A 21982-nucleotide genomic window follows, 5' to 3' on the forward strand; every position below is an offset into this window, starting at 1 on the left:
CCGAGCCTAAGACCGGGCACCTATATATGTCTAGCTGAACAGGTGTTCATGTGAACGTGGCGGGCTCCCGCTTTGTCGCGGTGACCAGCAGGTACTCCGCCTCCCAGTACGCCCGCCCCGGCTGGCCGCGGTTCCAGTCGGTGAGGAAGTCGAGGAAGTCACGGTCGAGCGCCTGGACCTGATCGGGCCGACCGGCGTTGAACGCGTACGTCGCGATGGTGGGGCCGTAGTTGCGTTTCCAGTACTCGCGGAACTCTGTCGGGTCGGCACACCCGTCGAGTACGACGGTCTGCCGTCGCATCGTCAGGGCGCTGACCCGGTCACCGAACAGGGCCAAGACGTACGCCTCGTCGCCCCACAGCGGCGGCGCGACGGCACCCGGTGGTGGCGGCGGGGCGTACGGCTTCATCGTCGCGAACAGGTTTCCGATGAAACCCTGCGGCGTCCAGTTGATCATCGCGATCGTCCCGCCGGGACGTACCACCCGAACCATCTCGTCGGCAGCGGCCTGGTGATGCGGAGCGAACATCACACCGACACAGGACATCACGATGTCAAAGCTGCTGTCGGCGAACGGCAACGCCTCGGCATCGGCTTCGACCCATTCCAACTCGACACCGTGCTGGTCGGCGGATGTCTTTCCGGGTGCGAAGAGTTCCGGTGTGAGATCGCTGGCGGTGACGATGCCGCCGGCGGCCGCGGCTGGGATCGACGCGTTGCCGGAGCCGGCTGCCACGTCGAGGACCCGGTCGCCCGGTCGAACGCCGCAGGCACGTACGAGTTCTCGGCCCAACTCCGCGATCATCTGCGTGGCCAACGCCGGGTAATCGCCGGACGCCCACATCGTCCGGTGGTTTGCCTTCAGTTTCCGGTCTGCTTCGACGTCGACAGCAGTCATTTCGATCTCCTTCGGGTTTGGTGAGTGACGATTCCAGGTTGCGGCCCCGACGTTCGGCAGGCCTTCGACCATCGTGAAATCGCCTGCTCATTCGTCGGTCGCGTCGGCATGAGTGCTGCGAGCCGGGCTCGACGAGCACATTTCATGAACGCGTCAGCGTCACCGAAACGTCTCCGCACACCGTTGAACCGTCTATCCCAAGCCGTAATGCGGCTCATCAGAACAGGAGAAGTGAAATGAAAGCACGAAAAGCAGTGGCATGGATGACGAGTGGTGCGGCAGCGGTCGGCACCGCTTTCGGGCTGATGACCGGTCCGGCGCCGGCTTCGGCGGCGCCCGGCCCGACGGGCGCGACGCTGCACATCATCCAGGACCCTCAGAACCAGGGAAACTACCTGCTGGCCATACTTGGACGCTTTCCGATGCCGCAAGCCGACGCGGTCGGCTTCCTCAACAACATCAACAACGGTGACTGCCAAGGCGGTATGAACTACTACGTCTTCGGCGACGACGAGGGAAACGAAGACGCCCGATACATACACTTCAAGCCGGTCCTCGGTGCCCACGACAACCCTGATGGCTACCTGAAGGCGACTTCGCAAGGCTTGGAGTACCGAACCCAGATCCAGCTGAGGAAGAGTTTCTTGAACGAGGACAGCGGCGTTCTCGACGACAACGACGAGATCTATGCCCAAGCGCACTTCAAGGACTCCGATTGTAAGATCAGGATTCAGACCTCGCAGGTCATCACCGGCCTCTTCTGATCCGACGTACGACGGGCCGCCGTACCGCGAAATCAATTGCAGCGGAGGGTGTTGTTTCAGAAGTAGCGCAGCAGCGCGGTACGCGCGCGTGCGACCGCTGCGGCGGCGGTCAGCACGTCGTCGGGGTCTTGGGGCACGGTGGCCATCTGCGCGAGGATCGTCGGCGATGCCTTGCCGGCGTCGACGAGGACACGGTGCAGTGCTCGAGCATCATCTCCGGCACCGAGGCGGACCAGCAACTTCGCCACGTACTGCAGGCTTGGCCACTGATTGCTCCAATCGCCAACCCGGTCCCAAATATCCAGCACTTCAACGAATATCCGCGCAGCGGTCGCTGGATCAGCATGCACGGCACGGATGGCGGCGGCCTCCCTCAACGCGAGGCCGTGCCACCCGAAGTTCTGCACCGATGCGGCAAGTTCTGCCGCCTCATCGAACAGCGCTTGCGCCCGCTGCGGATCGGCCTTCTTGAGCACCTGGCCCAGCGCGTAGCGAGCCATCGACTGTGCCGTCGGATTGGCCGTTGCGTCCGCGACGCGTACTGATTCCTCGGCAAAAGGCAGGCCGGCGTGCGGGGTGTGCAACAGCGCGTGGCATATCGCTACGTAGTACAGGGTCCACACCAAGCGGATCGGATCACCATCACCACGGGCCCGTTCCAATTCTGATGTGTAGTACGCCAGCACCGAGGCGACGTCCCCCTCGTACATGGCCACGTCGGCGAGCACGTCAGCTGGGTACGCCACCCGACCGCTTCCTGCACCGGGGGCACGCCCCTCTGCAAGCGCCGCCAACGCTCGCGACCGCGGGTAATCGCCGCGGTTCCAGGCACCCCGGGCGGCTAGGCCCACGGCAGCGGCGTAGAGGCGGTGGTCAGGCTTGGCCAGTGGGAGAACTCGTTGCGCCCAGTCCGCCGACTCGTAACCGACCCGCAGATGTATGAGTTCGGCCGACGACGCGATGAGCCGGAGCGCGACGTCGACGTCGCCGTCGAGCATCGCGCGGTCGAAGGCCACGCGAAAGTTGTCGTAGTCCGGCAGCGTCCGCTCCACCCACGCTTTCTCGTCGGCGCCATGCATTCCGACAGCCGCGCGCTCGCCGAGCTCAGCGAAGTACACCGCGTGCCGCAGCGCGTATTCGGTGTCGCGTCCGTTCTCGCGCAGCCGTTGGCGGCCGTATTCGCGCAGAGTTTCCAGAATCCCGTAGCGGGTCCTGTCGGCGCCGCTGCGTACCGTCACCATCGACTTGTCGACCAGCCCGATAAGCAGCTCGAGTGTGTCGTCCTCGGCCGCGCCGTCCGCCCCGCAAACCGCGTGCGCTGCAGCGAGATCGAACCCGCCGGCGAAGATCGACAGCCGCGCGAACAACGATTGTTCGTCTTCGTCGAGAAGTCGGTATGACCAGTCGATCGTCGCAGCCAGGCTCTGCTGCCTGGGGTGCGCGCTACGTGCACCCCCACTGAGCAGCCGGAGCCGGTCCAGGCGACGGGCCACTTCCAGGCTGTTCATCACTCGCATTCGGGCGGCGGCCAACTCGATCGCGAGTGGCAGTCCATCGACGCGTCGGCAGATCTCGGCGACCGCACCGACCGGCTCCTTGTCGAGGTCGAAATCCGGCCGGCTGGCCTTCGCCCGCTCGGCGAACAGTTCGGCGGCCGGCCCGCCCGGGAGGGTGTCGACGGGAATGACCTGCTCACCTGCGAGGGCGAGCGGTCTTCTGCTGGTGGCCAGCACGCAGACCTGCGGGCACTCGCGCGTGATCCGTTCGACCAGGTGTGCGCATGCGTCGAGAACGTGCTCGCAGTTGTCGATCACCAACAAGACCTGGCGCGCGCGCAGGAATTCGATCACCGTCCCCTCGATTCCCACCCCCGCCTTCTCCTGTAACCGCAGGCTCGCCGCGACGGCGTGGCCCACCGCCGCGCCGTCGTCGAGCGGCGCGAGTTCGCAGAACCAGGCGCCGTCGGCGAAACGGCTCTGATTCCGACCGGCCACCTCGAGCGCGAGGACGGTCTTGCCGACCCCTCCCACCCCGGTGAGCGTGACCAGCGAGCCGTTTGTCACGGCGGCTCCGACGCGGACCGTGTCGTCGTCGCGGCCGATGAGCCGGGTGGTCCGGCGGGGCAGCCCGCCGCGCGAATGCGCATCGCGCGATGCGGTGGTGGGTTGTTCGATCGGATGCGTCAGGTCGCCATCGAGAATCTGTCGGTGCACCGCTTGCAGCGACGGGCTCGGGTCCACACCGAGCTGCTCGACGAGCCGCTCACGCATCGCGCGGTAGGTGTCCAACGCATCGGCCTGGCGTCCGCTGCGGTACTGGGCGAGCATCAACTGGCCGGCCATCCGTTCGTCAAGCGAATGCTGGTCCAGTGCCGTGGTCAGTTCCGCAAGCACATCGAAGTGCCTACCGGCATCCAACGCGACATCGTTGCGGTCCAACATCACTGAAAGACGATCCAGTTCGAGGGCTTCGCGCACGCCGTTCGCCCACGGCGCATCGATGAGCTCGAACGGCTTACCCCGCCAAAGGTCCAGGGCCTCATTGAAAAGCACTGTCGCCTCACCAGAATTCGCACATGCTCGTGCCGCGGAAGCCAGGTGCCGGAACCGATGCAGGTCGATCGACATCGGATCGGCCCTCAGCACGTAACCGGCGGGCCCGCGGACGATCTCGACATCATCGGTCGCCAACAGCTGCCGCAACCGGGATATGTAGGCTGCCAATGCGTTACGCGCCTTGTACGGGGGGTCATCGGCCCATACCCGGTTGATCAGCTGATCTGTCGAGATGGGCCGGTTGACGTCGACGAGCAGGCAGACGAGCACGCAGCGTTGGCGCGCATGACCGATGTCGAGGCGCCGCCCGTCGCTGTACGCCTCGACTTCGCCGAGTATCCGGAACTCCACCGCCATCGGGATACAGCGTCCCTCAGTTGTCCACGGCCCGGGGCCGGTTTCGGGGGTAACCGGGCCGCTGGCCTGCGGCGCTAGCCGGCTGCGCCGTTGCTGCCGTTGGCACCGTTCTTGCTCGTCGGGTTCCCGTTTCCGGTACCTCCGGTGCCGCCGGTTCCGCCTGCTGCCCCCGCACCGCCGTCGCCGCCGTCGCCGCCGTCACCACCGACGGCCTGACCTGTGGTGGACTTGGCCCCGCCGCCGTCGCCGCCGCGGCCACCCGGTGACCTCGGGCCACCGTGCCCCCCTTCGCCGCCGGTGCCGCCTGCGGCCCGCGTTGAGACGCTCGTTCCATCACCTCCCGCGCCGCCGTTGCCCGCTGCACCGGAAAGGGCGCCGCCGTCACCCCCGTCTCCTCCGGCGTTACCGCCGGCGAATCCGCCGGTCCCGGCGGCGGTCCCATCGCCGCCGTCACCCCCGCTGCCACCGTCGCCAAGCGCCTTGGCGTCGCCGCCATTGCCGCCCGCGCCTGGATTGGCGGTGCCGCTGATGGTTACCGCGTTGCCGCCGTTGCCGCCGGCACCGCCGTTGCCGAACGTCCCGGGTGCGCCTCCGTTGCCACCGGTTCCGGCGGTCGCTACGCCCTTGTCGGTTTGTGCAAACGCGCCGTTTCCACCTCGACCGCCATTGCCTCTGATGGCGCCGCCGTTGCCGCCGTTTCCACCGTGGCCGCCGATGGCGCTGGCGACGTTCGAACTGACCGCGGCACCGCCGTGCCCGCCGTCGCCGCCATTGCCGAACATCACCGCGTTACCGCCGTCGCCACCGCGTGCACCCGCTCCGCCGAGACCACCGTTGCCACCGTTGCCGAACAACCCGGCCTGTCCGCCGTCACCGCCGCGCTGGCCGTACACACCGTTTCCACCGTTGCCGCCGTTGCCCAGCAGCAACCCGCCGCGACCGCCGTTCTGCCCCGGCCCGCCATCGGCACCGTTGCCGATCAACAGTCCACCGTTCTCACCTGGTTCGTCGCCGTTGCTGATGAACACACCGATCATCGCGCTGATCGGGTCGCGACCGGGCGCGAGGCCGGTGACCGCGGGCAGGGCCGTCGCGGGCCCGCGAGTGGGTGCGACGGTTCGCGCGGGAGTGCGCGCCGCGGTGGTGAACACGAGCGAGGTATGGCCGGCAACTCGAGCCCACGGCGAAGCGTCGTCGTCGGCGCGGATCGAAGCGGAAGCACCCCCGTCGCCCGGTTCCGGGGATACCGGGGCCGACGGCACCGGCGTGACCGACGGCAACGGTAGTCGCGCGACCACGGGTGCCGGCGCAGGCAACTGCGTTGCCGACAGCGTAGACACTGCCGCAGCCGGGTTGGCCGTTGTCGTCGATCGCAGTTCCGGCGTCCCTCCGGACGCCGGTGCAAGCGCGAACACCCCGAACGCGACCGCGAGCACCCCGACGCGCCCGACGTACACGCCGTGACGGGTATCGGACTTCGTGACGAGTCCCATGTGTTTGACCATCGTCATCTCCAAAACGTCATGCCGGCCGCAGCCCAGCGTTGCCATCTGATGGCTCAACGGTGATCCGCGTACGTTCAACGACGCTGAAGCGGCGATGAAATGCTCAGGTGACAGCCGCCAATGCGATGTTCACGCGCCAAGGAGGCGTGGAACGGCTCTCAGCCGTGCCGGGCACCGATCCAGTGCAGCAGGTCGTGCACGATCTCGTCTTCGAGTCGGTAGCTGACCGAGCGCCCGACCCGTGTCGAGCTCACCCAGCCCTGCTGGCGCAGCACCCGAAGGGCCTGCGATACGGCGTTCTCCGACCGGCCCAGCGCGGCGGCGAGGTCACCCACGCAGATGCCCGGCGCGCGGTGCAGGGTGAGCAGGATCTCCAGCCGGTTGGGGTCCGACAGCAGGTCGAAGCGCTGCGTCCACACCGCGGAGTCGACGTCGGCCAGTGCCGACGCCGCCCGTTCCACCTTTGCCTGGTCGCTGCGCGTTTCCACTGCCCACAATCTAATCCAGCCGGGACCGAAATCCACGTAACGGCGGCGTCCGCCCTAGTCCAGGAAGCCGTGCAACAGCGTGGCCGAGCCTTCGACGTGGACTCGCATCGCCTCGGCTGCGGCGTCGGCATCGCCGGCGAGGATAGCCATCACGATCGCTTCGTGCTGTTCATCGGAGTGCTCGATGTTGCGCCGCAGTAACGGTATCCGGTCCAGCAGCGCGTTGAGACACATCCTGTTCTCGGCGAGTACCGGCACCAGCGATGGCGATCCGGCGGCTTCGGCGATGGTCAGGTGCAGCCGGGAGTCCAGTCGCCGGTAGTCGTCGGGCGCCGCACCACGCACATCGGTCAAGCGGGTCCACAGCACGTCGCGCTCAGCGGCGGTCAGCGTGCGGCCGGCCGCCATCCGCGCGGCGCCCACCTCGAGGATCTCCCGCAGCCGCAGCGCGTCGTCGATCTGCGCACGGGTCACCTCGTCCGCGTCGTCGGTGATCCTGGGCAGCTCGTCGGCCAGGAACGTGCCGCCGTAGCGACCGCGCCGCGACACCAGGTAGCCCGCGTCGGCCAGCGATTTGATCGCCTCGCGCACGGTGTCGCGGCTGACGCCGAGCCGCGCGGCGAGTTCGCGTTCGGGCGGCAGCGATTCGCCCGGCTGCAGCACGCCGAGCTTGATCGTCTGCAACAGCCGCCCGACGGTGTCCTCGAACGCGTTGCCGAGCCGCACCGGCCGCAGCAGCGCCTCGCTGACCAGTGGGGCATCCGGATCGGCAGTCATGGTCTTAGAGCGGGGTCACGTAGTGGCCGCTGATACCGCCGTCGACCAGGAACGTCGATGCGGTGATGAACGACGCGTCGTCGCTGGCCAAAAACGCCACCGCGGCGGCGATCTCGTCGGGTTCGGCGAACCGGCCGACCGGCACGTGCACCAGCCGCCGCGCGGCCCGTTCTGGATCCTTGGCGAACAGTTCCTGTAACAGCGGGGTGTTCACCGGGCCCGGGCACAGCGCGTTGACCCGGATGCCCTGACGCGCGTACTGCACCCCGAGTTCGCGCGATACCGCCAGCACGCCGCCCTTGGAGGCGGTGTAGGAGATCTGCGAGGTCGCCGACCCCATCACCGCGACGAACGACGCGGTGTTGATGATCGACCCGCGCTGATGGGGCACCATGTGGCGCAGGGCCGCCTTGCAACAGAAGAACACCGATTTGAGGTTGACGTCCTGCACGCGGTCCCACGCGTCGGTGCTGGTGTTCTCGATGAGGTCGTCCTCCGGCGGGCTGATGCCGGCGTTGTTGAACGCGATGTCGACCGCGCCGTGCAATTCGAATGCGGTGTCGAACAAGCGGTCCACCTCGACCTGGTCGGAGACGTCGACCTGCACGAAGGTCACGTTGAGGTCGTTCGCGACAGATTTGCCAACCGTCGCGTCGACGTCGCCGATGACGACGATCGCCCCTTCGTCGCGCATCCGCTTGACGGCCGCCAGCCCGATACCGCTCGCCCCGCCGGTGACAACGGCGACCTTGTCTTTGAGTCGCTGCGACAGGTCCATTCAGCTCTCCTCGACTGCGAAGAAGACGTTCTTGGTTTCGGTGAACGACAGCGGCGCATCGGGGCCGAGTTCACGGCCGAGCCCGGACTGCTTGAACCCGCCGAACGGGGTGTGGTAACGCACCGACGAGTGCGAATTCACCGACAGGTTCCCGGCTTCCACGGCCCGCGACACCCGCACCGCCCGCGACAGGTTGTCGGTCCAGATCGAACCGGACAACCCGTAGGCCGTGTCGTTGGCCAGTGCGATCGCGTCGGCTTCGTCGTCGAACGCCAGCACCGTGACCACCGGACCGAAGATCTCCTCGCGCACGGTGCGGTCGGTGCGCTGCGGCGTCAGGACCGTGGGCGCAAACCAGTAGCCCGGACCCGACGGGGCGTGACCCCGGAACGCGACGGCCGCGTCGTCGGGCACGTAGGACGCGACGGTGTCGAAGTGCGTCCTGGACACCAGCGGCCCCATCTCGGTGCCTTCGGCGCGGGGGTCACCCACCACCACCCCCTTGACCGCGGGCTCCAACAGCTCCATGAACCGGTCATAAACGTTGCGTTGCACCAGGATCCGGCTGCGCGCACAGCAGTCCTGGCCGGCGTTGTCGAACACCCCGTACGGGGCGGTGGCCGCCGCCTTCTCCAGGTCGCAGTCGTCGAACACGATGTTGGCGCTCTTGCCGCCCAACTCCAACGTGACGCGTTTGACCTGCGCGGCGGCCCCGGCCATCACGCGGGTGCCGACCTCGGTGGAACCGGTGAACACGATCTTGCGCACATCGGGGTGCGTGACGAACCGTTCCCCCACCACCGAACCCTTGCCCGGCAGCACACAGAACAGGTCGGCGGGCAGCCCGGCCTCGACGGCCAACTCCCCGAGCCGGATCGTGGTCAGCGGGGTCCATTCGGCGGGTTTGACGAGCACGGCGTTGCCCGCGGCCAGCGCGGGGGCGAACCCCCACGAGGCGATCGTCATCGGGAAGTTCCACGGAGTGATGACGCCGACGACGCCCAGCGGTTCGTGGAACGTGACGTCGAGGCCACCGGCGACCGGGATCTGCTTGCCCGACAGCCGTTCCGGGCTGGCGGCGTAATAGTGCAGCACGTCGCGCACATGGCCGGCCTCCCATGCGGCGTTGCCGATCGGGTGCCCGGAGTTGGCCACCTCCAACTCGGCCAACTCGTCGACATGGGTGTCGACCACCTCGGCGAACGACCGCAGCGCGGCGGCCCGCTCGGCCGGGGCCAGACGCGCCCATGCGCGCTGTGCGGCCGAGGCCCGCGCGACCGCATCGTCCACACCGGCCTCGTCGGTCTGCTCGACGGTGTCCAGCACCTCCTCGGTGGCCGGATTGATGATCGTCGATGTCGTCATGCGCCCAACCTCTCGGTTGCATAGTCGGCCGCCGCGGCCACCACACCCGCGAACAACCGCAGATCGTCGAGCCGTTCCTCGGGATGCCACTGCACCGCCAAAACAAAGGTGTCACCGGGAATTTCCACCGCCTCGATGACGCCGTCGGCGTCGCGGGCGCCGACGACCAACCCCTCGCCGAGCCGGTCGATGGCCTGATGGTGATAACACTGGGCATCCGATGATTCGCCGATCAGCGCGGCCAGTCGCGTACCCGGCACCGTGCGCACCGACGACGTGGAGAACACCGCGTTGCCCTGCTGGTGATGGGTGTGGCCCACCACGTCGGGCAGATGCTGATGCAGTGTGCCGCCCAGCGCGACGTTGAGCACCTGCGCGCCGCGGCAGATGCCCAGCAGCGGCATCCCGCGCCGCATCGCGCCGCGCACCAGCGCGAACTCCAACGCGTCGCGCATGCGGTTGTCGGCGAGGTCCTCATCGGTGGCCGGGTGTGGCCGCTGGCCGTAGCTGGCGGGCATGACATCTCGCCCGCCGGTGATGATGAGCCCGTCGAGCCCGGCGAGGAGCCGGTCGGCGATTCCGTCGTCGACGGGCTGGGGCGGCAGCAGCGCCGCGATACCGCCTGCGCGGCTGACGCCGTCGAGGTAGATCGCCGGAAGAAAGCTGGCCCGCACGTCCCACACCCCGGTCTGGGCCTGCTGCAGATAAGTCGTCAACCCGAGGACAGGACGAACAGAATCAGAGCCGCTCAAAACCGCGCACCCTCTCCCAGTCGGTCACCGCGGAGTTGAACGCCTCCAGTTCCACCCGCGCATTGTTGAGGTAGTGCTCGACGACGTCGTCGCCGAACGCCGCGCGGGCAACCTCGGATTTCCCGAACAGCTCGGCGGCCTCGGCCAGCGTCGTCGGCAGCCGTTGCGCACTGCTGGCATAGGCGTTGCCGCGCATGGGATCTGGAAGCTCCAGCTCACGCTCGATGCCATAGATGCCGCCGGCGATAAGCGCCGACACCGCGAGATACTGGTTCACGTCGCCGCCGGGTGCGCGGTTCTCCATCCGCATGCCGTGGCCGTGGCCGACGACGCGCAGCGCACACGTTCGGTTGTCCAGCCCCCAGGCGATCGCCGTCGGCGCGAAGCTACCGTCGACAAAACGCTTGTAGGAGTTGATGTTCGGAGCGCACATCAACGTCATCTCCCGCATCGTGGCCAACTGCCCCGCGACGAAACTGCGAAACATCGGCGACATGCCGAGCTCATCGTCGGGATCGGCGAACACCGCCGAGCCTTGCTGATCGCGCAGCGAGATGTGAATGTGGCAGCTGTTGCCTTCGCGGACATCGAACTTCGCCATGAACGTCAGGCTCTTGCCGTGCTGGTCGGCGATCTCCTTGGCGCCGTTGCGGTAGATCGTGTGGTTATCGCAGGTGATTCGGGCGTGGTCGTAGCGGAACGCGATCTCCTGCTGGCCGCGGTTGCATTCGCCCTTGACGCCCTCGCAGTACATGCCCGCACCGGCCATGCCGAGCCGGATGTCGCGCAGCAGCGGCTCCATGCGTGTCGAGGCCATCATCGCGTAGTCGACGTTGTAGTCGGAGGCCGGCGTCAGCCCGCGGTACCCCTTCGCCCAGGCGTCGCGAAACCCGTCGTCGAACACCATGAACTCGAGTTCGGTGCCGACGTAGGGCACCAGGCCGCGGTCGGCGAGCCGGTCGATCTGGCGGTTGAGCACGCTGCGCGGTGCGGCGGTCACCGGGCTGCGGTCATGCCAGCACAGGTCGGCGATCACCAGCGCGGTTCCCGGTAGCCAGGGGATGCGCCGCAACGTCGAGAAGTCCGGCGTCATCACCATGTCCCCGTAGCCGGTGTCCCAACTCGACGTGGCGTAGCCGTCGACGGTGTTCATGTCGACGTCGACCGCCATCAGGTAGTTACAGCACTCCGCACCGTGTTCGGCGACCTCTTCGACAAACAGCCGACCCGACACCCGTTTACCGGTCAGCCGGCCCTGCATATCGCAGAACCCGACGATCACCGTGTCGATCTCGCCGGCGGCCACCAGGCGTTCGAGGTCGGCGCGCGACAACATCCCTGCTGTGGTGCTCATCCGCAGCCTCCTCGACCTCCACTATGACGAGAGATGACGATCAGTCAACCATTGAAGCTTGTCCGCCTGGCCTGTACCCCGAGAAGTTAACGGATTTATCACTCCAAAGGTAGGACATCAGACCTTTACGGAGGTAATTCTCCGTAAGGCCCACATCGCCGACAACGGGAGAGCGAACGCACAGCGGCGATGACGTTCGTCGGCGTGCTGCTGAACCCGGCGTACCGCCCGGCGATCATCGCGATCGTGGTGTTCTACGTGATCGGGCTGCTGGTGTTCGGGCTCTACACCCGCCACGTGGGCGGTCGGGGGGCGCGGCGGCACAACGCCGGAAAGCGCGCACCGCCGATCAACGGGTAGGGTCGAATGCGTGTGCGGAGCCACCGGCGAGGTACGTCTCGACGGCCAGACACCCGACATCGCTGCCGTCTCGGCCATGGCCCAGGCGATGGCAGCGCGGGGTCCGGATTCGGCGGGTGTGTGGTCACAGGGTCGGGTCGCGCTCGGCCATCGCCGCCTGAAAATCATCGACCTGTCGGCAGCAGGCGGCCAACCCATGGTCGACGCCGACCTGGGGCTCTCGGTGGCCTGGAACGGCTGCATCTACAACTACAAGCAGCTGCGCCGCGAGCTCGGCGAGCACGGCTACCGCTTCTTCTCCCACAGCGACACCGAGGTGCTGCTCAAGGGCTACCACCACTGGGGTGACCGGTTCGTCGAGCGCCTGCACGGCATGTTCGCGTTCGCGATCGTCGAACGTGACAGCGGCCGGGTGCTGCTCGGACGCGACCGGCTGGGCATCAAACCGCTGTACCTGACCGAGAACTCGTCGCGCATCCGCTTTGCCTCGTCGCTGCCTGCGCTGCTGGCCGGCGCCGACCGGGACAACTCGATAGACACCCGGATCGACCCCGTCGCGCTGCACCACTACCTGAGCTTCCATTCCGTGGTCCCGCCGCCGCGCACCATCCTGCGCGGCGTGACAAAGGTTCCGCCCGCCTCGCTCGTGGCGATCGAACCCGACGGCACCACCAAGACAACGACGTACTGGACACCCGATTTCACCCGGCACAGCGACCGCGCCGACTGGTCCGAACGCGACTGGGAAGACGCCGTTTTGGAGTCGCTGCGCGTCGCGGTCGACCGGCGCCTGGTCGCCGACGTCCCGGTGGGGTGCCTGCTCTCGGGGGGCGTGGACTCCAGCCTCATCGTCGGGTTGCTCGCCGAAGCCGGCCAGCACGGACTCGCGACCTTCTCCATCGGGTTCGAATCGGTGGGTGGGGTCAAAGGTGACGAATTCCGGTACTCCGACGTCGTCGCCGAGCGCTTTGACACCGACCACCACCAAATCCGCATCGACACCGCACGGATGCTGCCCGCGCTCGACGGCGCGATCGGCGCGATGAGCGAGCCCATGGTCAGCCACGACTGCGTCGCGTTCTACCTGCTGAGCCAGGAGGTCGCCAAGCACGTGAAGGTCGTGCAGTCCGGGCAGGGCGCCGACGAGGTGTTCGCCGGGTACCACTGGTATCCACCGATGGGAGAACCCGCGGCCGCAACGCTGCAGGGTTCGGTGGACAGCTACCGCACGGCGTTCTTCGACCGCGATCCCAGCGGGGTGGCCGCCCTGGTCACGCCGGCCTTCCTCGCCGATGGCGATCCCAGCGGCGCGTTCGTCGCCGAGCATTTCGGGCGCGACGGCGCCCAGACGGGTATCGACCGGGCGTTGCGGCTGGACACCACGGTGATGCTCGTCGACGACCCGGTCAAGCGCGTCGACAACATGACGATGGCCTGGGGACTGGAAGGCCGGGTCCCGTTCCTGGACCACGAACTCGTCGAGCTCGCCGCCACCTGCCCGCCCGAGCTGAAGACCGCGCACGGCGGCAAGGGCGTGCTCAAGCAGGCCGCCCGCCGGGTGATACCCGCGGAGGTCATCGACCGCCCGAAGGGGTATTTCCCGGTGCCGGCGCTGACGCACCTCGAGGGGCCGTACCTGGACCTGATCCGCGACGCGCTCTACGCGCCCGCCGCCAAGGAGCGGGGCCTGTTCCGGCCCGAAGCCGTCGACCGGCTGCTCGCCGACCCCAACGGACGGCTCACCCCGCTGCGCGGCAACGAGCTGTGGCAGCTCGCGCTGCTGGAGCTGTGGCTGCAAAAACACGGCATCACCGGGTCCGCGGCATGACCGGGCTCGACGACAACGCCACCCCGCCGGGAACCGACCACACCGAAGCCATCACCCTCGGCCTGCACGACGCCTCCCCCCAGCACCTGGTCGACGCCATGGCCAACGATGTCGTCGTCGAAATGGGTTGGGGCCGGTTGGTTTTCGGGCAGACATTCGCCCACCCGGAGAAACTCGCCGAGGTGTTGCGCCAGGAAGGTCCCGGCAGGCGTGACATCTGCATCTACGCCCGCGAGCCGCATGTGCTCGTGGCCAAGGCGCCCGCCGAATTGTTCATCGACCCCAGCCACACCTACCGGTTGCGCTTCACCGAGGCCGACGCGCCCCATCCCACCACGAACGGGTTCAGCGTGCGTCGGCTGGAAAGCCTCGCCGACGCCGACGAGATGAACCGCGTCTACGTGCGCTGCGGCATGGTGCCCGCGCGCGTCGACGTCATCTGGAACAACCACCTGCAGCAGGGCGCTGTCGACTATCTGCTCGCCGTCCGCGACGACGACGGGTCGGTGGTGGGCACGGTCACCGGCGTCGACCACAAGCGGTTGTTCTCCGATCCGGAGGACGGTTCGAGCCTGTGGACCCTGGCCGTCGACCCCGCCTCCAGCCTTCCCGGCGTCGGCGCCGCGCTGACCGGGGCGCTGGCCAAGCTGTACCGCGACCGCGGCCGCGCCTACATGGACCTGTCGGTGGCGCACGACAACGACGCCGCGATCTCGCTGTACGAGAAGCTGGGCTTCGAACGCGTCCCCGTCATGGCGGTCAAACGCAAGAACGCCATCAACGAACCGTTGTTCACCCACCCGCCCGAGACCGTCGACGACCTCAACCCGTACGCGCGGATCATCGCCGACGAGGCCATGCGTCGCGGCATCTGGGTGGAGGTGCTCGACGCCGAGGCCGGTGAGATCCGGCTGTCGCACGGCGGACGCACTGTGATCACCCGAGAGTCCTTGTCGGAGTTCACCTCCGCGGTGGCGATGGCGCGCTGTGACGACAAGCGGCTGACCCGGCGCATCGTGTCCGAAGCCGGTATCAACGTCGCGCGCGGTCGCCTGGCCACCTTCGACGACCGAGACCAGGCCTTCCTCGACGAGGTCGGCGACGTCGTGGTCAAGCCGACCCGCGGCGAGCAGGGTAAGGGCATCACCGTGGGCATCGACACCCCGGCCGAGTTGGAAGCCGCGCTGGCGCGCGCCCGTGAACAGCACCCCGAGGTGCTGATCGAACAGCGCGCGGCGGGCGACGATCTGCGGCTGGTGGTGATCGACGGGAAGGTGGTGGCCGCCGCGCTGCGGATGCCCGCAGAGGTTCTCGGCACCGGTCACCACACCATCCGCGAGCTCATCGAGGCGCAGAGCCGGCGCCGGGCCGCCGCCACCGGCGGTGAGTCGCGCATCCCGATGGACGACGTCACCGAAGCGACGGTGCGAGAAGCCGGATGGTCGTTCGACGACGTCTTGCCCGAAGGCAAGCGGCTGCGGGTTCGCCGGACCGCGAACCTGCATCAGGGCGGCACGATCCACGACGTGACGGCCAAGGTCCACCCGCATCTGTGCGAGGTGGCAGTCAAGGCGGCCGACGCGATCGGCATCCCGGTGACCGGTGTCGATCTCCTGGTGCCCGACGTGACGCAGCCGGAGTACGTGTTCATCGAGGCCAACGAGCGTCCCGGGCTGGCCAATCACGAGCCGCAGCCCACCGCAAAGGCGTTCGTGGACTTCCTGTTCCCGGGTAGCCCGGCCCTGCCGTCGGCGTGGACGCCGGAAGAGTCGCCGACGCCCTGAGGGCTACCAGGTGCTCGAGCGCATCACGATCTCGGCGGCCAGTTGCGCGGTCGCGTCGTCGTTGTTGCGCCGGCCCAGCAGATCCACCATCCGGTAGTCGCCGTACACATAGCGCTGACTGGCCCGCGCGACCGCGCGCGCGGCCGGCGAGCTCACCAGGGCCGTGGTGTTGAGTTCCACCGGCGGACAGTGCTCGTCGCGCACCGCCCCGGACGCGTCGGCGACGCACGGGTGGCCGCGGTCGATCACCACCAACCCGATGAACCGGTCCAGCCGGGTCGCGGCAAGCTCCCACGCCAACTCCCCGCCGACCCGGTCCCCCACCAACAGCGCCCACTTCACGCCGAGCGTGTCGAGGATGCCGATCACCGATTTGGCGGTCAGCCGGGGGTCGGCGCCGACGATGATGGTCCGCAGCGACGCGGTGTGCAACCGCTGACACACCGCGTCGTACGCCGTGGGTGCGTGGTGGGCAGCGCACAACAGCAGGACGACCGAGCCCTTCTCGGGCCCGGACACGTCGACGGGCACGCTGAACCCGTCGACGGTGACCATGGAGGACGGCACTGGGTCACGCTAGCGCGGGTTGCCCGGCCATGGGCGGGTTTGACGGAGTGCCAGATCGCGTCATGCCGACTCGACGCGCCGGACCTGGTTGGCCGTGACATCCAGAAAAGTCTGTGGCAGCGAACCTTTGACTGCGACCGTCGGGTTCGGGGTGGGAAACGCCACACCGAAAACCGCCATCGCGCCGACGTTTTCGAACGAGAAGTACACGCTGTTGTCGATGTCGCCCAACCGCATCGTCTGCTGATACACCAACGCGTGCTCGCGCGGGCTCGCCAGCTTGGTGGTGGTGATCGGGATGCCCGGCGAGGACGGGTCGAAGAACGTCTCGAATGACGCGCAGCGATTTGCGGTCGCGGCCAACCGGTCCAGATCGAGCGGCCAGGTGAGCACGGTGATCACCATCCGGGCGCCGTCGTAGCCGAGGAGGTATTCGGCGGCGCTGCCCGGACCACGCTCACCGGAGTCGGCGATCACCTGGGTGAGCCCGTCAGAACAACCGGCTGGTACCGACCGCATCGACGGTGCGCCGAGGCCACCGTTGGGCTGGCCGGCATCATCGGTGAGCCGCTCGTACTGCACACCGGGCGGGAAGTCGGCAGCGCTGAGCACCACCTTGTCCAACCGGGCGCCGGGCCAGGTCGCGGTGCCTGCGGTGTGGTGGGCGCAGCCGGCCATTGTCGCGGCGAACAGCGCCAGCACGGCGTAGCGCCACGTCACGGTGTCAGCCCCGCGGTGATCGTCGGCCGCGGCGGTGGGCCACCGTCGAGCAGGTCCAGCACCGCGTCCACGTCGAGGTGGACGGCCAGCAGATCGGCCATCACGTCGAGTTGGGCGTCGCGGCGCGCACGGACGTCGACGTCGTCGGCGACCACGAAGGCCGGCCGGCCCGCGGCCGCGGCCGCTTCCGAAAGCCATTGCCGCCGCACCTCGTTGTTGTCGAGCAGCCCGTGCCAGTGGGTGCCGAACACCATCGCGCGCCGGACGCCGACGGCGGTGCCCCCGGGTTGCCAGTCCTCCTCGGCGCACCGGGTGAGCCGGCCATGGTGGATCTCGTAGCCGTGCAGCGGGAACTCATGGTGGCGCAGAATCTTGTCCGGGGCGAACACGATGTCGGCGTCGAGCAGGCCCAAGCCGCTGGTGTCGCCGGCGCCAGACTCCACCGGATCGTCGATGCGCCGGCACAGCATCTGAAAGCCACCGCACACACCGAGCACCGGCTTGCCCGCGTCGGCGTGCGCGCGGATGGGCTCGGCCAGCCCGCGCCCGCGCAGCCAATCCAGGTCGGTGACGGTGGATTTGCTTCCGGGGATCACGATCACATCGGCGTCGGCCAGGTCGGCGGGGTCGGCGACCCAGCGCACCAGCACGCCAGGCTCACACGCCAACGCTTCGACGTCGGTGGAGTTGGAGATGCGCGGCAACCGGAGCGCGGCCACCCGTAGCCACTGCTCGCCACGTGGGGGCTGCGGATCTCCGAGGACCTGCTGTGCCAGCACGGAGACCGAGTCCTCGGTGTCCAGCCACAGCCCGTCGGCATAGGGTATGACGCCGTAGGTGGGCCGACCGGTCAACTGCTGCAACTGATCCAGACCCGGCGCCAGCAGCGCCGGGTCGCCGCGGAACTTGTTGACGACGAAGCCGGCGATGAGCCGTTGGTCGTCGGCGTCGAGCACCGCGACCGTGCCGTACAGGTGGGCCAGCAGCCCGCCGCGGTCGATGTCCCCGACCACGATGACCGGCAGGTTCGCCGCTCTGGCCAGCCCCATGTTGGTCAGATCGGTTGCCCGCAGGTTGATTTCGGCCGGGGAGCCGGCGCCTTCGCAGATCACGGCGTCGAATTCGCTTTGCAGCCCCTGTAGTTCGTCGGCCACTATTCCTGCGAGGCGTTCGCGGTGGGTGAAGTAGTCGCGGGCGCTGACGGTGTCGGTGACCTGACCGCGCACCACCAGCTGTGAGGTGCGGTCGCCCCCGGGCTTGAGCAGGATCGGGTTGAACCGGGTGTGGGGGGCCAACCCGGCCGCGCGGGCCTGCACCGCCTGGGCCCGCCCGATCTCACCGCCGTCGACGGTGACCGCCGAGTTGTTGGACATGTTCTGCGCCTTGAACGGCGCGACCCGGATGCCCTTGCGCGACAACAACCGGCACAGCCCGGCGACCACCATCGACTTGCCGGCATCCGATGTGGTGCCGGCGACCAGCAGCGCGCCGCTCATGTCCCCGACGCGAGCAGGACTTGCAGTGCTCGCGGGAAGACGGTCACAGCTGGGTCAGGATGTCGGCGCCGTCGTCGGTGACCACCAGGGTGTGCTCGAACTGTGCGGTCCACTTCTTGTCCTTGGTGGCGACGGTCCAGTCGTCATCCCAGATCTCGTAGTCCAGCCCGCCGAGGTTGATCATCGGTTCGATGGTGAACGTCATCCCCGGTTCCAGCACCGTCTCCACCGCGGGCTGGTCGTAGTGCAACACCACCAGCCCGTTGTGAAACGTGGTGCCGATGCCGTGTCCGGTGAAGTCGCGAACCACGTTGTAGCCGAACCGGTTTGCATACGACTCGATGACGCGGCCGACGACCGACAGCTGGCGTCCCGGTTTGACGGCCTTGATGGCGCGCATCGTGGCCTCGTGGGTGCGTTCGACGAGCAACCGGTGTTCCTCGGAGACGTCGCCGGCCAGGAAGGTGGCGTTGGTGTCGCCGTGCACACCGTGGATGTAGGCGGTGACGTCGATGTTGACGATGTCGCCGTCCTCGATCACCGTCGAGTCCGGGATGCCGTGGCAGATGATCTCGTTGAGCGACGTGCAGCACGACTTCGGATAGCCCTTGTAGCCCAGCGTGGAGGGGTAGGCGCCGTGGTCGACCATGTATTCGTGGGCGATGCGGTCCAGTTCGTCGGTGGTGACACCGGGCGCGACGGCCTTGCCTGCCTCGGCCAGCGCACCGGCGGCGATCCGGCCGGCGATGCGCATCTTGTCGATCACCTCGGGGGTCTGCACCCACGGTTCGCTGCCCTCGCGCGCCGTCTGCTTGCCCACGTACTCCGGGCGGGCGATGTGCTTGGGCACCGGCAGGGTCGGTGACACCACGCCGGGGCTAAGGGCGGTGCGAACAGGCATGACGCCAGAATAGTCGGACCGTCGCGCTAGATTCGGTGGCGATGACGATCGACGAGGTTGACGAGCAGTTCGCGACCAGGTTCGCCGAGCGCTTCGCCGATGCCTGGCGCAGTCCCGACCTGGCCAAACACGAGGCGATGTGGGCGGAGGACATCGTGCTGAGCCAGCCGATGATGGGCACGCTGCGCGGCAAGCAGGCCTGCCCGGCCGGCTGGGACCGGCTGGTGCGCATCGGATCGCAGCTGTTTCGGCGCTAACGGTCGAACGGGCCGAACCGCCACGGCTTGCGCGGCCCGCGGATGTCCACCGATCCGCACACCACCTTGCCGGTGAGCACGACGTGCGGCCTGCCCTCGGCGGGCGCATCCTTGCGGTGGTCGTGGGCGGTGCCGACGACCACCTCGACGTCGTCGATCGACGCGCTGGCGCCCTCGGGCAGCCGCAGGTCCAGCCCACCGAACTTGAGGTCGAGTTCGACGACGATCATCGGGCCGGCGAACCGGGCCCTGGTCAGGTCGAGATCGATGGAGCCCATCCTGCGGTGCAGCGCCAGCCGGGTCGGCACCGTCCACTCGCCCTGGCGTCTGAGCGAGCCGAGCACCCCGCGCAGCTCCACCCGGTCGGCGGCCGACGTGACGATCGCACCGGGGCCGGGCAGGTCGTCGACGAGCGCGTCGAGGTCGGAGTGCAGCCGCGCCCGCGACACCGCCGCCGAACGCTCCTCGAACTCGTCGATGTCGATCAGGCCCAGCGCGACGGCGTTGTGCAGCCGCCGCAGCGTGCCGTTGCGGTCGGCGTCGGATACCCGCATGAACGCGTGGTCGTCGATCCCTGTCATAGCCCTTACGACAGGCTACTCAGGCTTGATAGTCGGGCGGCAATCCGTCGAGCATGCCCTTGAGCATGCGGACCGCGTACTCCGAGGACCCACCGCCGACGATCAGCGCCGCGAACGCCAAATCGCCGCGGTAACCGGCGAACCAGGAATGCGAGCCGCCGGCGAACTCCGCTTCACCGGTCTTGCCGCGCACGTCGCCGGCGCCCTGCAGGTCCTCGGCGGTGCCGTTGGTCACCACCAGCCGCATCATCGGCCGCAGCCCGTCGAGGATCTTGTCGCCGATCGGCTCCATCTCGCCGTGCACCACGGTCTGGCGGCCCTGGATCAGTTGGGGCACTGGGGTTTTCCCGGCCGCGACGGTGGCCGCGGCCAACGCCATGCCGAACGGGCTGGCCACCACCTTGCCCTGCCCGAAGCCGTCTTCGGTGCGTTCGGCCAGGTTCACCGTCGGCGGCACCGAACCGGTCACGGTGTTGAGCCCCTCGATCTCGAAGTCGGCGCCGATACCGTACTTGGCGGCCGCGTTCGTCAGCCCGCGCGGCGGCATCCGGCTGGCCAGCTCGGCGAAGGTGGTGTTGCACGAGCTCGCGAACGCCCGGGACATCGGCACGGTGCCCAGGTCGAAGCCGCCGTAGTTGGGCACGGTGCGATGCCCGATGTCGATGGTGCCCGGGCACGGCAGCAACGTGTTGGGCGTGGCCATGTCGCGTTCGATGGCCGCACCCGCGGTGATCATCTTGAACGTCGAACCGGGCGGGTACAGGCCGGTGGTGGCGATCAGCCCCTCGGCGTCGGCGGCGGTGTTCTGCGCCACCGCGAGGATCTCACCGGTGGACGGTTTGATCGCCACGATCATGGCCTGCTTGCCGGTGGTGTTGACGGCCTGCTGCGCGGCGTTCTGCACGGTGCGGTCGATGCTGATCCGGATCGACGGCGCCGGTTGTCCGGGCACCTCGTGGAGCACGTCGACGTCGACGCCGTTCTGGTTGACCGTCACCACACGCCAGCCGGCCTGTCCGTCGAGTTCGCCCTGCACCGCGGTCCTGACCTGGTTGATGATGGCCGGTGCGAAGGTTTCGTCGGTAGGCAACAACGCGGCCTGCGGGGTGATCACCACGCCCGGGCGCGCGGCGATGGCGCCTGCTACCCGGTCATGGTCGGCCTGGCGCAGGATGATCAGGTGCAGCGGTGTTTTCGATGAGCTGGCCAGCTCGGCGAGCCGTTGCGGGTCCATGGTGTTGTCGAAGGGCCGCAGCGCGTCGGCGACCGCGCGCGCCGTCGGCATCAACGCGTCCCCGGCGGCCTTGGCGTCCAGCGAGTAGCTGTACCGGTATCCGGGCAACAGCACCTCGGTGCCGCTGCGCTCGATGACCGATGCGCGTGGCGGCTGATCGGCGCGCAGCGTGAAGCTCTGGTTCTCGCCCAGTGACGGGTGCAGCCCGGTGGCACTCCAACGCACCTTCCAGCGGCCCTCGTCGCGGACCATGTTGAGCCGACCGTCGTAGGTCCAGGTCCGGTCCTTGGGCAGGTGCCAGGTGTAGCGATAGGTGATGCTGCCGGTGTCCTCGGTGTACTTGGAGCCCAGGATCTGCGCGTCCAGGTGGGTAGCCTGCAGCCCGGCCCACGCTTCGTTGAGCGCTTGACGCGCCTCGGCGGGGTGATCGGCGAACTCGGCGGCCGTCGTGGTGTCGCCGGTGGCCAGCGCGGAGAAGAACTCCTCGGCGGTCGGCTCGGGCCCGCTCGGTCTGGGGGTGCACGCGCTGAGGCCGACGATCAGCGCAGCGACCGCGAGCGCATTCGCTACTCGTGAGACTGAAGTTGCCATTGGGGCAGATGTTACGAAGTCGAGACCTGAATCCGGGGTAGGCGCGCTCCAATCTTTCGCCGAAACCGCC

20 protein-coding genes are annotated in these 21982 nt (G+C 68.1%); 5 read left to right on the forward strand and 15 right to left on the reverse strand.

The window, feature by feature from the left end:
- Positions 1-46: 46 nt before the first annotated feature.
- Positions 47-898: a class I SAM-dependent methyltransferase gene (locus K3U96_RS16310; RefSeq protein ID WP_220690386.1), complete on the reverse strand. Its 852-nt coding sequence runs from the start codon at positions 896-898 to the stop codon at positions 47-49.
- A 263-nt stretch (positions 899-1161) separates the two neighbouring features.
- Between K3U96_RS16310 and K3U96_RS16315 the strand changes: the two genes are divergently transcribed.
- The gene (locus K3U96_RS16315) at positions 1162-1662 is read left to right on the forward strand and encodes a hypothetical protein (RefSeq protein WP_084223334.1); all 501 of its coding nucleotides are present in this window, start codon (positions 1162-1164) and stop codon (positions 1660-1662) included.
- A 56-nt stretch (positions 1663-1718) separates the two neighbouring features.
- Here K3U96_RS16315 and K3U96_RS16320 read toward each other — a convergent pair whose 3' ends face one another.
- The 8 genes from K3U96_RS16320 to K3U96_RS16355 form a co-directional block, all read right to left on the reverse strand.
- Positions 1719-4574 carry an AfsR/SARP family transcriptional regulator gene (locus K3U96_RS16320; protein ID WP_220690387.1) on the reverse strand — a complete coding sequence of 952 codons (2856 nt, stop codon included), beginning with the start codon at positions 4572-4574 and terminating at the stop codon, positions 1719-1721.
- Between the two features lie 74 nt (positions 4575-4648).
- Positions 4649-6085, reverse strand: a complete 1437-nt coding sequence (locus K3U96_RS16325) for a PGRS repeat-containing protein (protein WP_220693709.1) — start codon at positions 6083-6085, stop codon at positions 4649-4651.
- 152 nt (positions 6086-6237) lie between these two features.
- Positions 6238-6576 (reverse strand): ArsR/SmtB family transcription factor, encoded by a 339-nt coding sequence (locus K3U96_RS16330; RefSeq protein ID WP_220693552.1) that lies wholly within the window; start codon positions 6574-6576, stop codon positions 6238-6240.
- 45 nt (positions 6577-6621) lie between these two features.
- Positions 6622-7344, reverse strand: coding sequence for a FadR/GntR family transcriptional regulator (locus K3U96_RS16335; protein ID WP_069406015.1), 723 nt, complete (start codon positions 7342-7344; stop codon positions 6622-6624).
- 4 nt (positions 7345-7348) lie between these two features.
- A complete protein-coding gene (locus K3U96_RS16340; RefSeq protein ID WP_220690388.1) occupies positions 7349-8122 on the reverse strand; it encodes a 3-oxoacyl-ACP reductase in 774 nt (257 codons plus the stop codon).
- Positions 8123-9487 carry an aldehyde dehydrogenase family protein gene (locus K3U96_RS16345; RefSeq protein ID WP_220690389.1) on the reverse strand — a complete coding sequence of 455 codons (1365 nt, stop codon included), beginning with the start codon at positions 9485-9487 and terminating at the stop codon, positions 8123-8125.
- On the reverse strand, positions 9484-10239 hold the full coding sequence (locus K3U96_RS16350; RefSeq protein WP_069406012.1) for a gamma-glutamyl-gamma-aminobutyrate hydrolase family protein: 756 nt from the start codon (positions 10237-10239) through the stop codon (positions 9484-9486). The genes K3U96_RS16345 and K3U96_RS16350 overlap by 4 nt, the downstream gene beginning before the upstream one ends.
- Positions 10226-11593 (reverse strand): glutamine synthetase family protein, encoded by a 1368-nt coding sequence (locus tag K3U96_RS16355; RefSeq protein WP_220690390.1) that lies wholly within the window; start codon positions 11591-11593, stop codon positions 10226-10228. The genes K3U96_RS16350 and K3U96_RS16355 overlap by 14 nt, the downstream gene beginning before the upstream one ends.
- A 189-nt stretch (positions 11594-11782) precedes the next feature.
- Between K3U96_RS16355 and K3U96_RS16360 the strand changes: the two genes are divergently transcribed.
- From K3U96_RS16360 to ngg, 3 genes are read left to right on the forward strand one after another with little or no spacing between them, the layout of a single operon-like run.
- Entirely contained in the window at positions 11783-11953 is a 171-nt protein-coding gene (locus K3U96_RS16360; protein WP_230982170.1) for a hypothetical protein, read from the forward strand.
- Positions 11954-11963: 10 nt separating this feature from the next.
- Positions 11964-13781 carry an N-acetylglutaminylglutamine amidotransferase gene (locus tag K3U96_RS16365; RefSeq protein WP_220693553.1) on the forward strand — a complete coding sequence of 606 codons (1818 nt, stop codon included), beginning with the start codon at positions 11964-11966 and terminating at the stop codon, positions 13779-13781.
- Positions 13778-15565: an N-acetylglutaminylglutamine synthetase gene (gene ngg / locus K3U96_RS16370; protein ID WP_220690391.1), complete on the forward strand. Its 1788-nt coding sequence runs from the start codon at positions 13778-13780 to the stop codon at positions 15563-15565. The genes K3U96_RS16365 and ngg overlap by 4 nt, the downstream gene beginning before the upstream one ends.
- 3 nt (positions 15566-15568) lie before the next feature.
- On the opposite strand, the gene K3U96_RS16375 is transcribed toward ngg, so the two are convergent.
- The 4 genes from K3U96_RS16375 to map form a co-directional block, all read right to left on the reverse strand.
- Positions 15569-16120 carry an alpha/beta fold hydrolase gene (locus K3U96_RS16375; RefSeq protein ID WP_275085500.1) on the reverse strand — a complete coding sequence of 184 codons (552 nt, stop codon included), beginning with the start codon at positions 16118-16120 and terminating at the stop codon, positions 15569-15571.
- 72 nt (positions 16121-16192) lie between these two features.
- Positions 16193-16852, reverse strand: a complete 660-nt coding sequence (locus K3U96_RS16380; protein ID WP_220690392.1) for a hypothetical protein — start codon at positions 16850-16852, stop codon at positions 16193-16195.
- Positions 16849-18348 carry a cobyric acid synthase gene (locus K3U96_RS16385; RefSeq protein ID WP_220690393.1) on the reverse strand — a complete coding sequence of 500 codons (1500 nt, stop codon included), beginning with the start codon at positions 18346-18348 and terminating at the stop codon, positions 16849-16851. Before K3U96_RS16385 ends, K3U96_RS16380 begins: the two co-directional genes overlap by 4 nt.
- 43 nt (positions 18349-18391) lie before the next feature.
- The gene (map, locus tag K3U96_RS16390) at positions 18392-19249 is read right to left on the reverse strand and encodes a type I methionyl aminopeptidase (protein WP_220690394.1); all 858 of its coding nucleotides are present in this window, start codon (positions 19247-19249) and stop codon (positions 18392-18394) included.
- A 41-nt stretch (positions 19250-19290) separates the two neighbouring features.
- Between map and K3U96_RS16395 the strand changes: the two genes are divergently transcribed.
- The gene (locus tag K3U96_RS16395) at positions 19291-19506 is read left to right on the forward strand and encodes a nuclear transport factor 2 family protein (RefSeq protein ID WP_220690395.1); all 216 of its coding nucleotides are present in this window, start codon (positions 19291-19293) and stop codon (positions 19504-19506) included.
- Here the strand turns inward: K3U96_RS16395 and K3U96_RS16400 are convergent.
- Together K3U96_RS16400 and K3U96_RS16405 are read right to left on the reverse strand one after the other, a co-directional pair.
- Entirely contained in the window at positions 19503-20087 is a 585-nt protein-coding gene (locus K3U96_RS16400; protein WP_069405624.1) for a DUF1707 SHOCT-like domain-containing protein, read from the reverse strand. The two genes, K3U96_RS16395 and K3U96_RS16400, sit on opposite strands and share 4 nt — an antisense overlap.
- A 19-nt stretch (positions 20088-20106) precedes the next feature.
- Positions 20107-21912 carry a penicillin-binding transpeptidase domain-containing protein gene (locus K3U96_RS16405; protein WP_220690396.1) on the reverse strand — a complete coding sequence of 602 codons (1806 nt, stop codon included), beginning with the start codon at positions 21910-21912 and terminating at the stop codon, positions 20107-20109.
- Positions 21913-21982 lie beyond the last annotated feature (70 nt).

The sequence above is a fragment of the Mycolicibacterium holsaticum DSM 44478 = JCM 12374 genome (assembly GCF_019645835.1).
In the GTDB taxonomy this organism is placed as follows: Bacteria; Actinomycetota; Actinomycetes; order Mycobacteriales; family Mycobacteriaceae; genus Mycobacterium; species Mycobacterium holsaticum.

Bases quoted from the DNA above. Each gene is read 5' to 3' on its own strand.
- K3U96_RS16310 (WP_220690386.1), bottom strand. From the start codon at position 898: ATGACTGCTGTCGACGTCGAAGCAGACCGGAAACTGAAGGCAAACCAC.
- K3U96_RS16315 (WP_084223334.1), top strand. From the start codon at position 1,162: ATGACGAGTGGTGCGGCAGCGGTCGGCACCGCTTTCGGGCTGATGACC.
- K3U96_RS16320 (WP_220690387.1), bottom strand. From the start codon at position 4,574: ATGGCGGTGGAGTTCCGGATACTCGGCGAAGTCGAGGCGTACAGCGAC.
- K3U96_RS16325 (WP_220693709.1), bottom strand. From the start codon at position 6,085: ATGACGATGGTCAAACACATGGGACTCGTCACGAAGTCCGATACCCGT.
- K3U96_RS16335 (WP_069406015.1), bottom strand. From the start codon at position 7,344: ATGACTGCCGATCCGGATGCCCCACTGGTCAGCGAGGCGCTGCTGCGG.
- K3U96_RS16340 (WP_220690388.1), bottom strand. From the start codon at position 8,122: ATGGACCTGTCGCAGCGACTCAAAGACAAGGTCGCCGTTGTCACCGGC.
- K3U96_RS16345 (WP_220690389.1), bottom strand. From the start codon at position 9,487: ATGACGACATCGACGATCATCAATCCGGCCACCGAGGAGGTGCTGGAC.
- K3U96_RS16355 (WP_220690390.1), bottom strand. From the start codon at position 11,593: ATGAGCACCACAGCAGGGATGTTGTCGCGCGCCGACCTCGAACGCCTG.
- K3U96_RS16360 (WP_230982170.1), top strand. From the start codon at position 11,783: ATGACGTTCGTCGGCGTGCTGCTGAACCCGGCGTACCGCCCGGCGATC.
- ngg (WP_220690391.1), top strand. From the start codon at position 13,778: ATGACCGGGCTCGACGACAACGCCACCCCGCCGGGAACCGACCACACC.
- K3U96_RS16375 (WP_275085500.1), bottom strand. From the start codon at position 16,120: ATGGTCACCGTCGACGGGTTCAGCGTGCCCGTCGACGTGTCCGGGCCC.
- K3U96_RS16385 (WP_220690393.1), bottom strand. From the start codon at position 18,348: ATGAGCGGCGCGCTGCTGGTCGCCGGCACCACATCGGATGCCGGCAAG.
- map (WP_220690394.1), bottom strand. From the start codon at position 19,249: ATGCCTGTTCGCACCGCCCTTAGCCCCGGCGTGGTGTCACCGACCCTG.
- K3U96_RS16395 (WP_220690395.1), top strand. From the start codon at position 19,291: ATGACGATCGACGAGGTTGACGAGCAGTTCGCGACCAGGTTCGCCGAG.
- K3U96_RS16400 (WP_069405624.1), bottom strand. From the start codon at position 20,087: ATGACAGGGATCGACGACCACGCGTTCATGCGGGTATCCGACGCCGAC.
- K3U96_RS16405 (WP_220690396.1), bottom strand. From the start codon at position 21,912: ATGGCAACTTCAGTCTCACGAGTAGCGAATGCGCTCGCGGTCGCTGCG.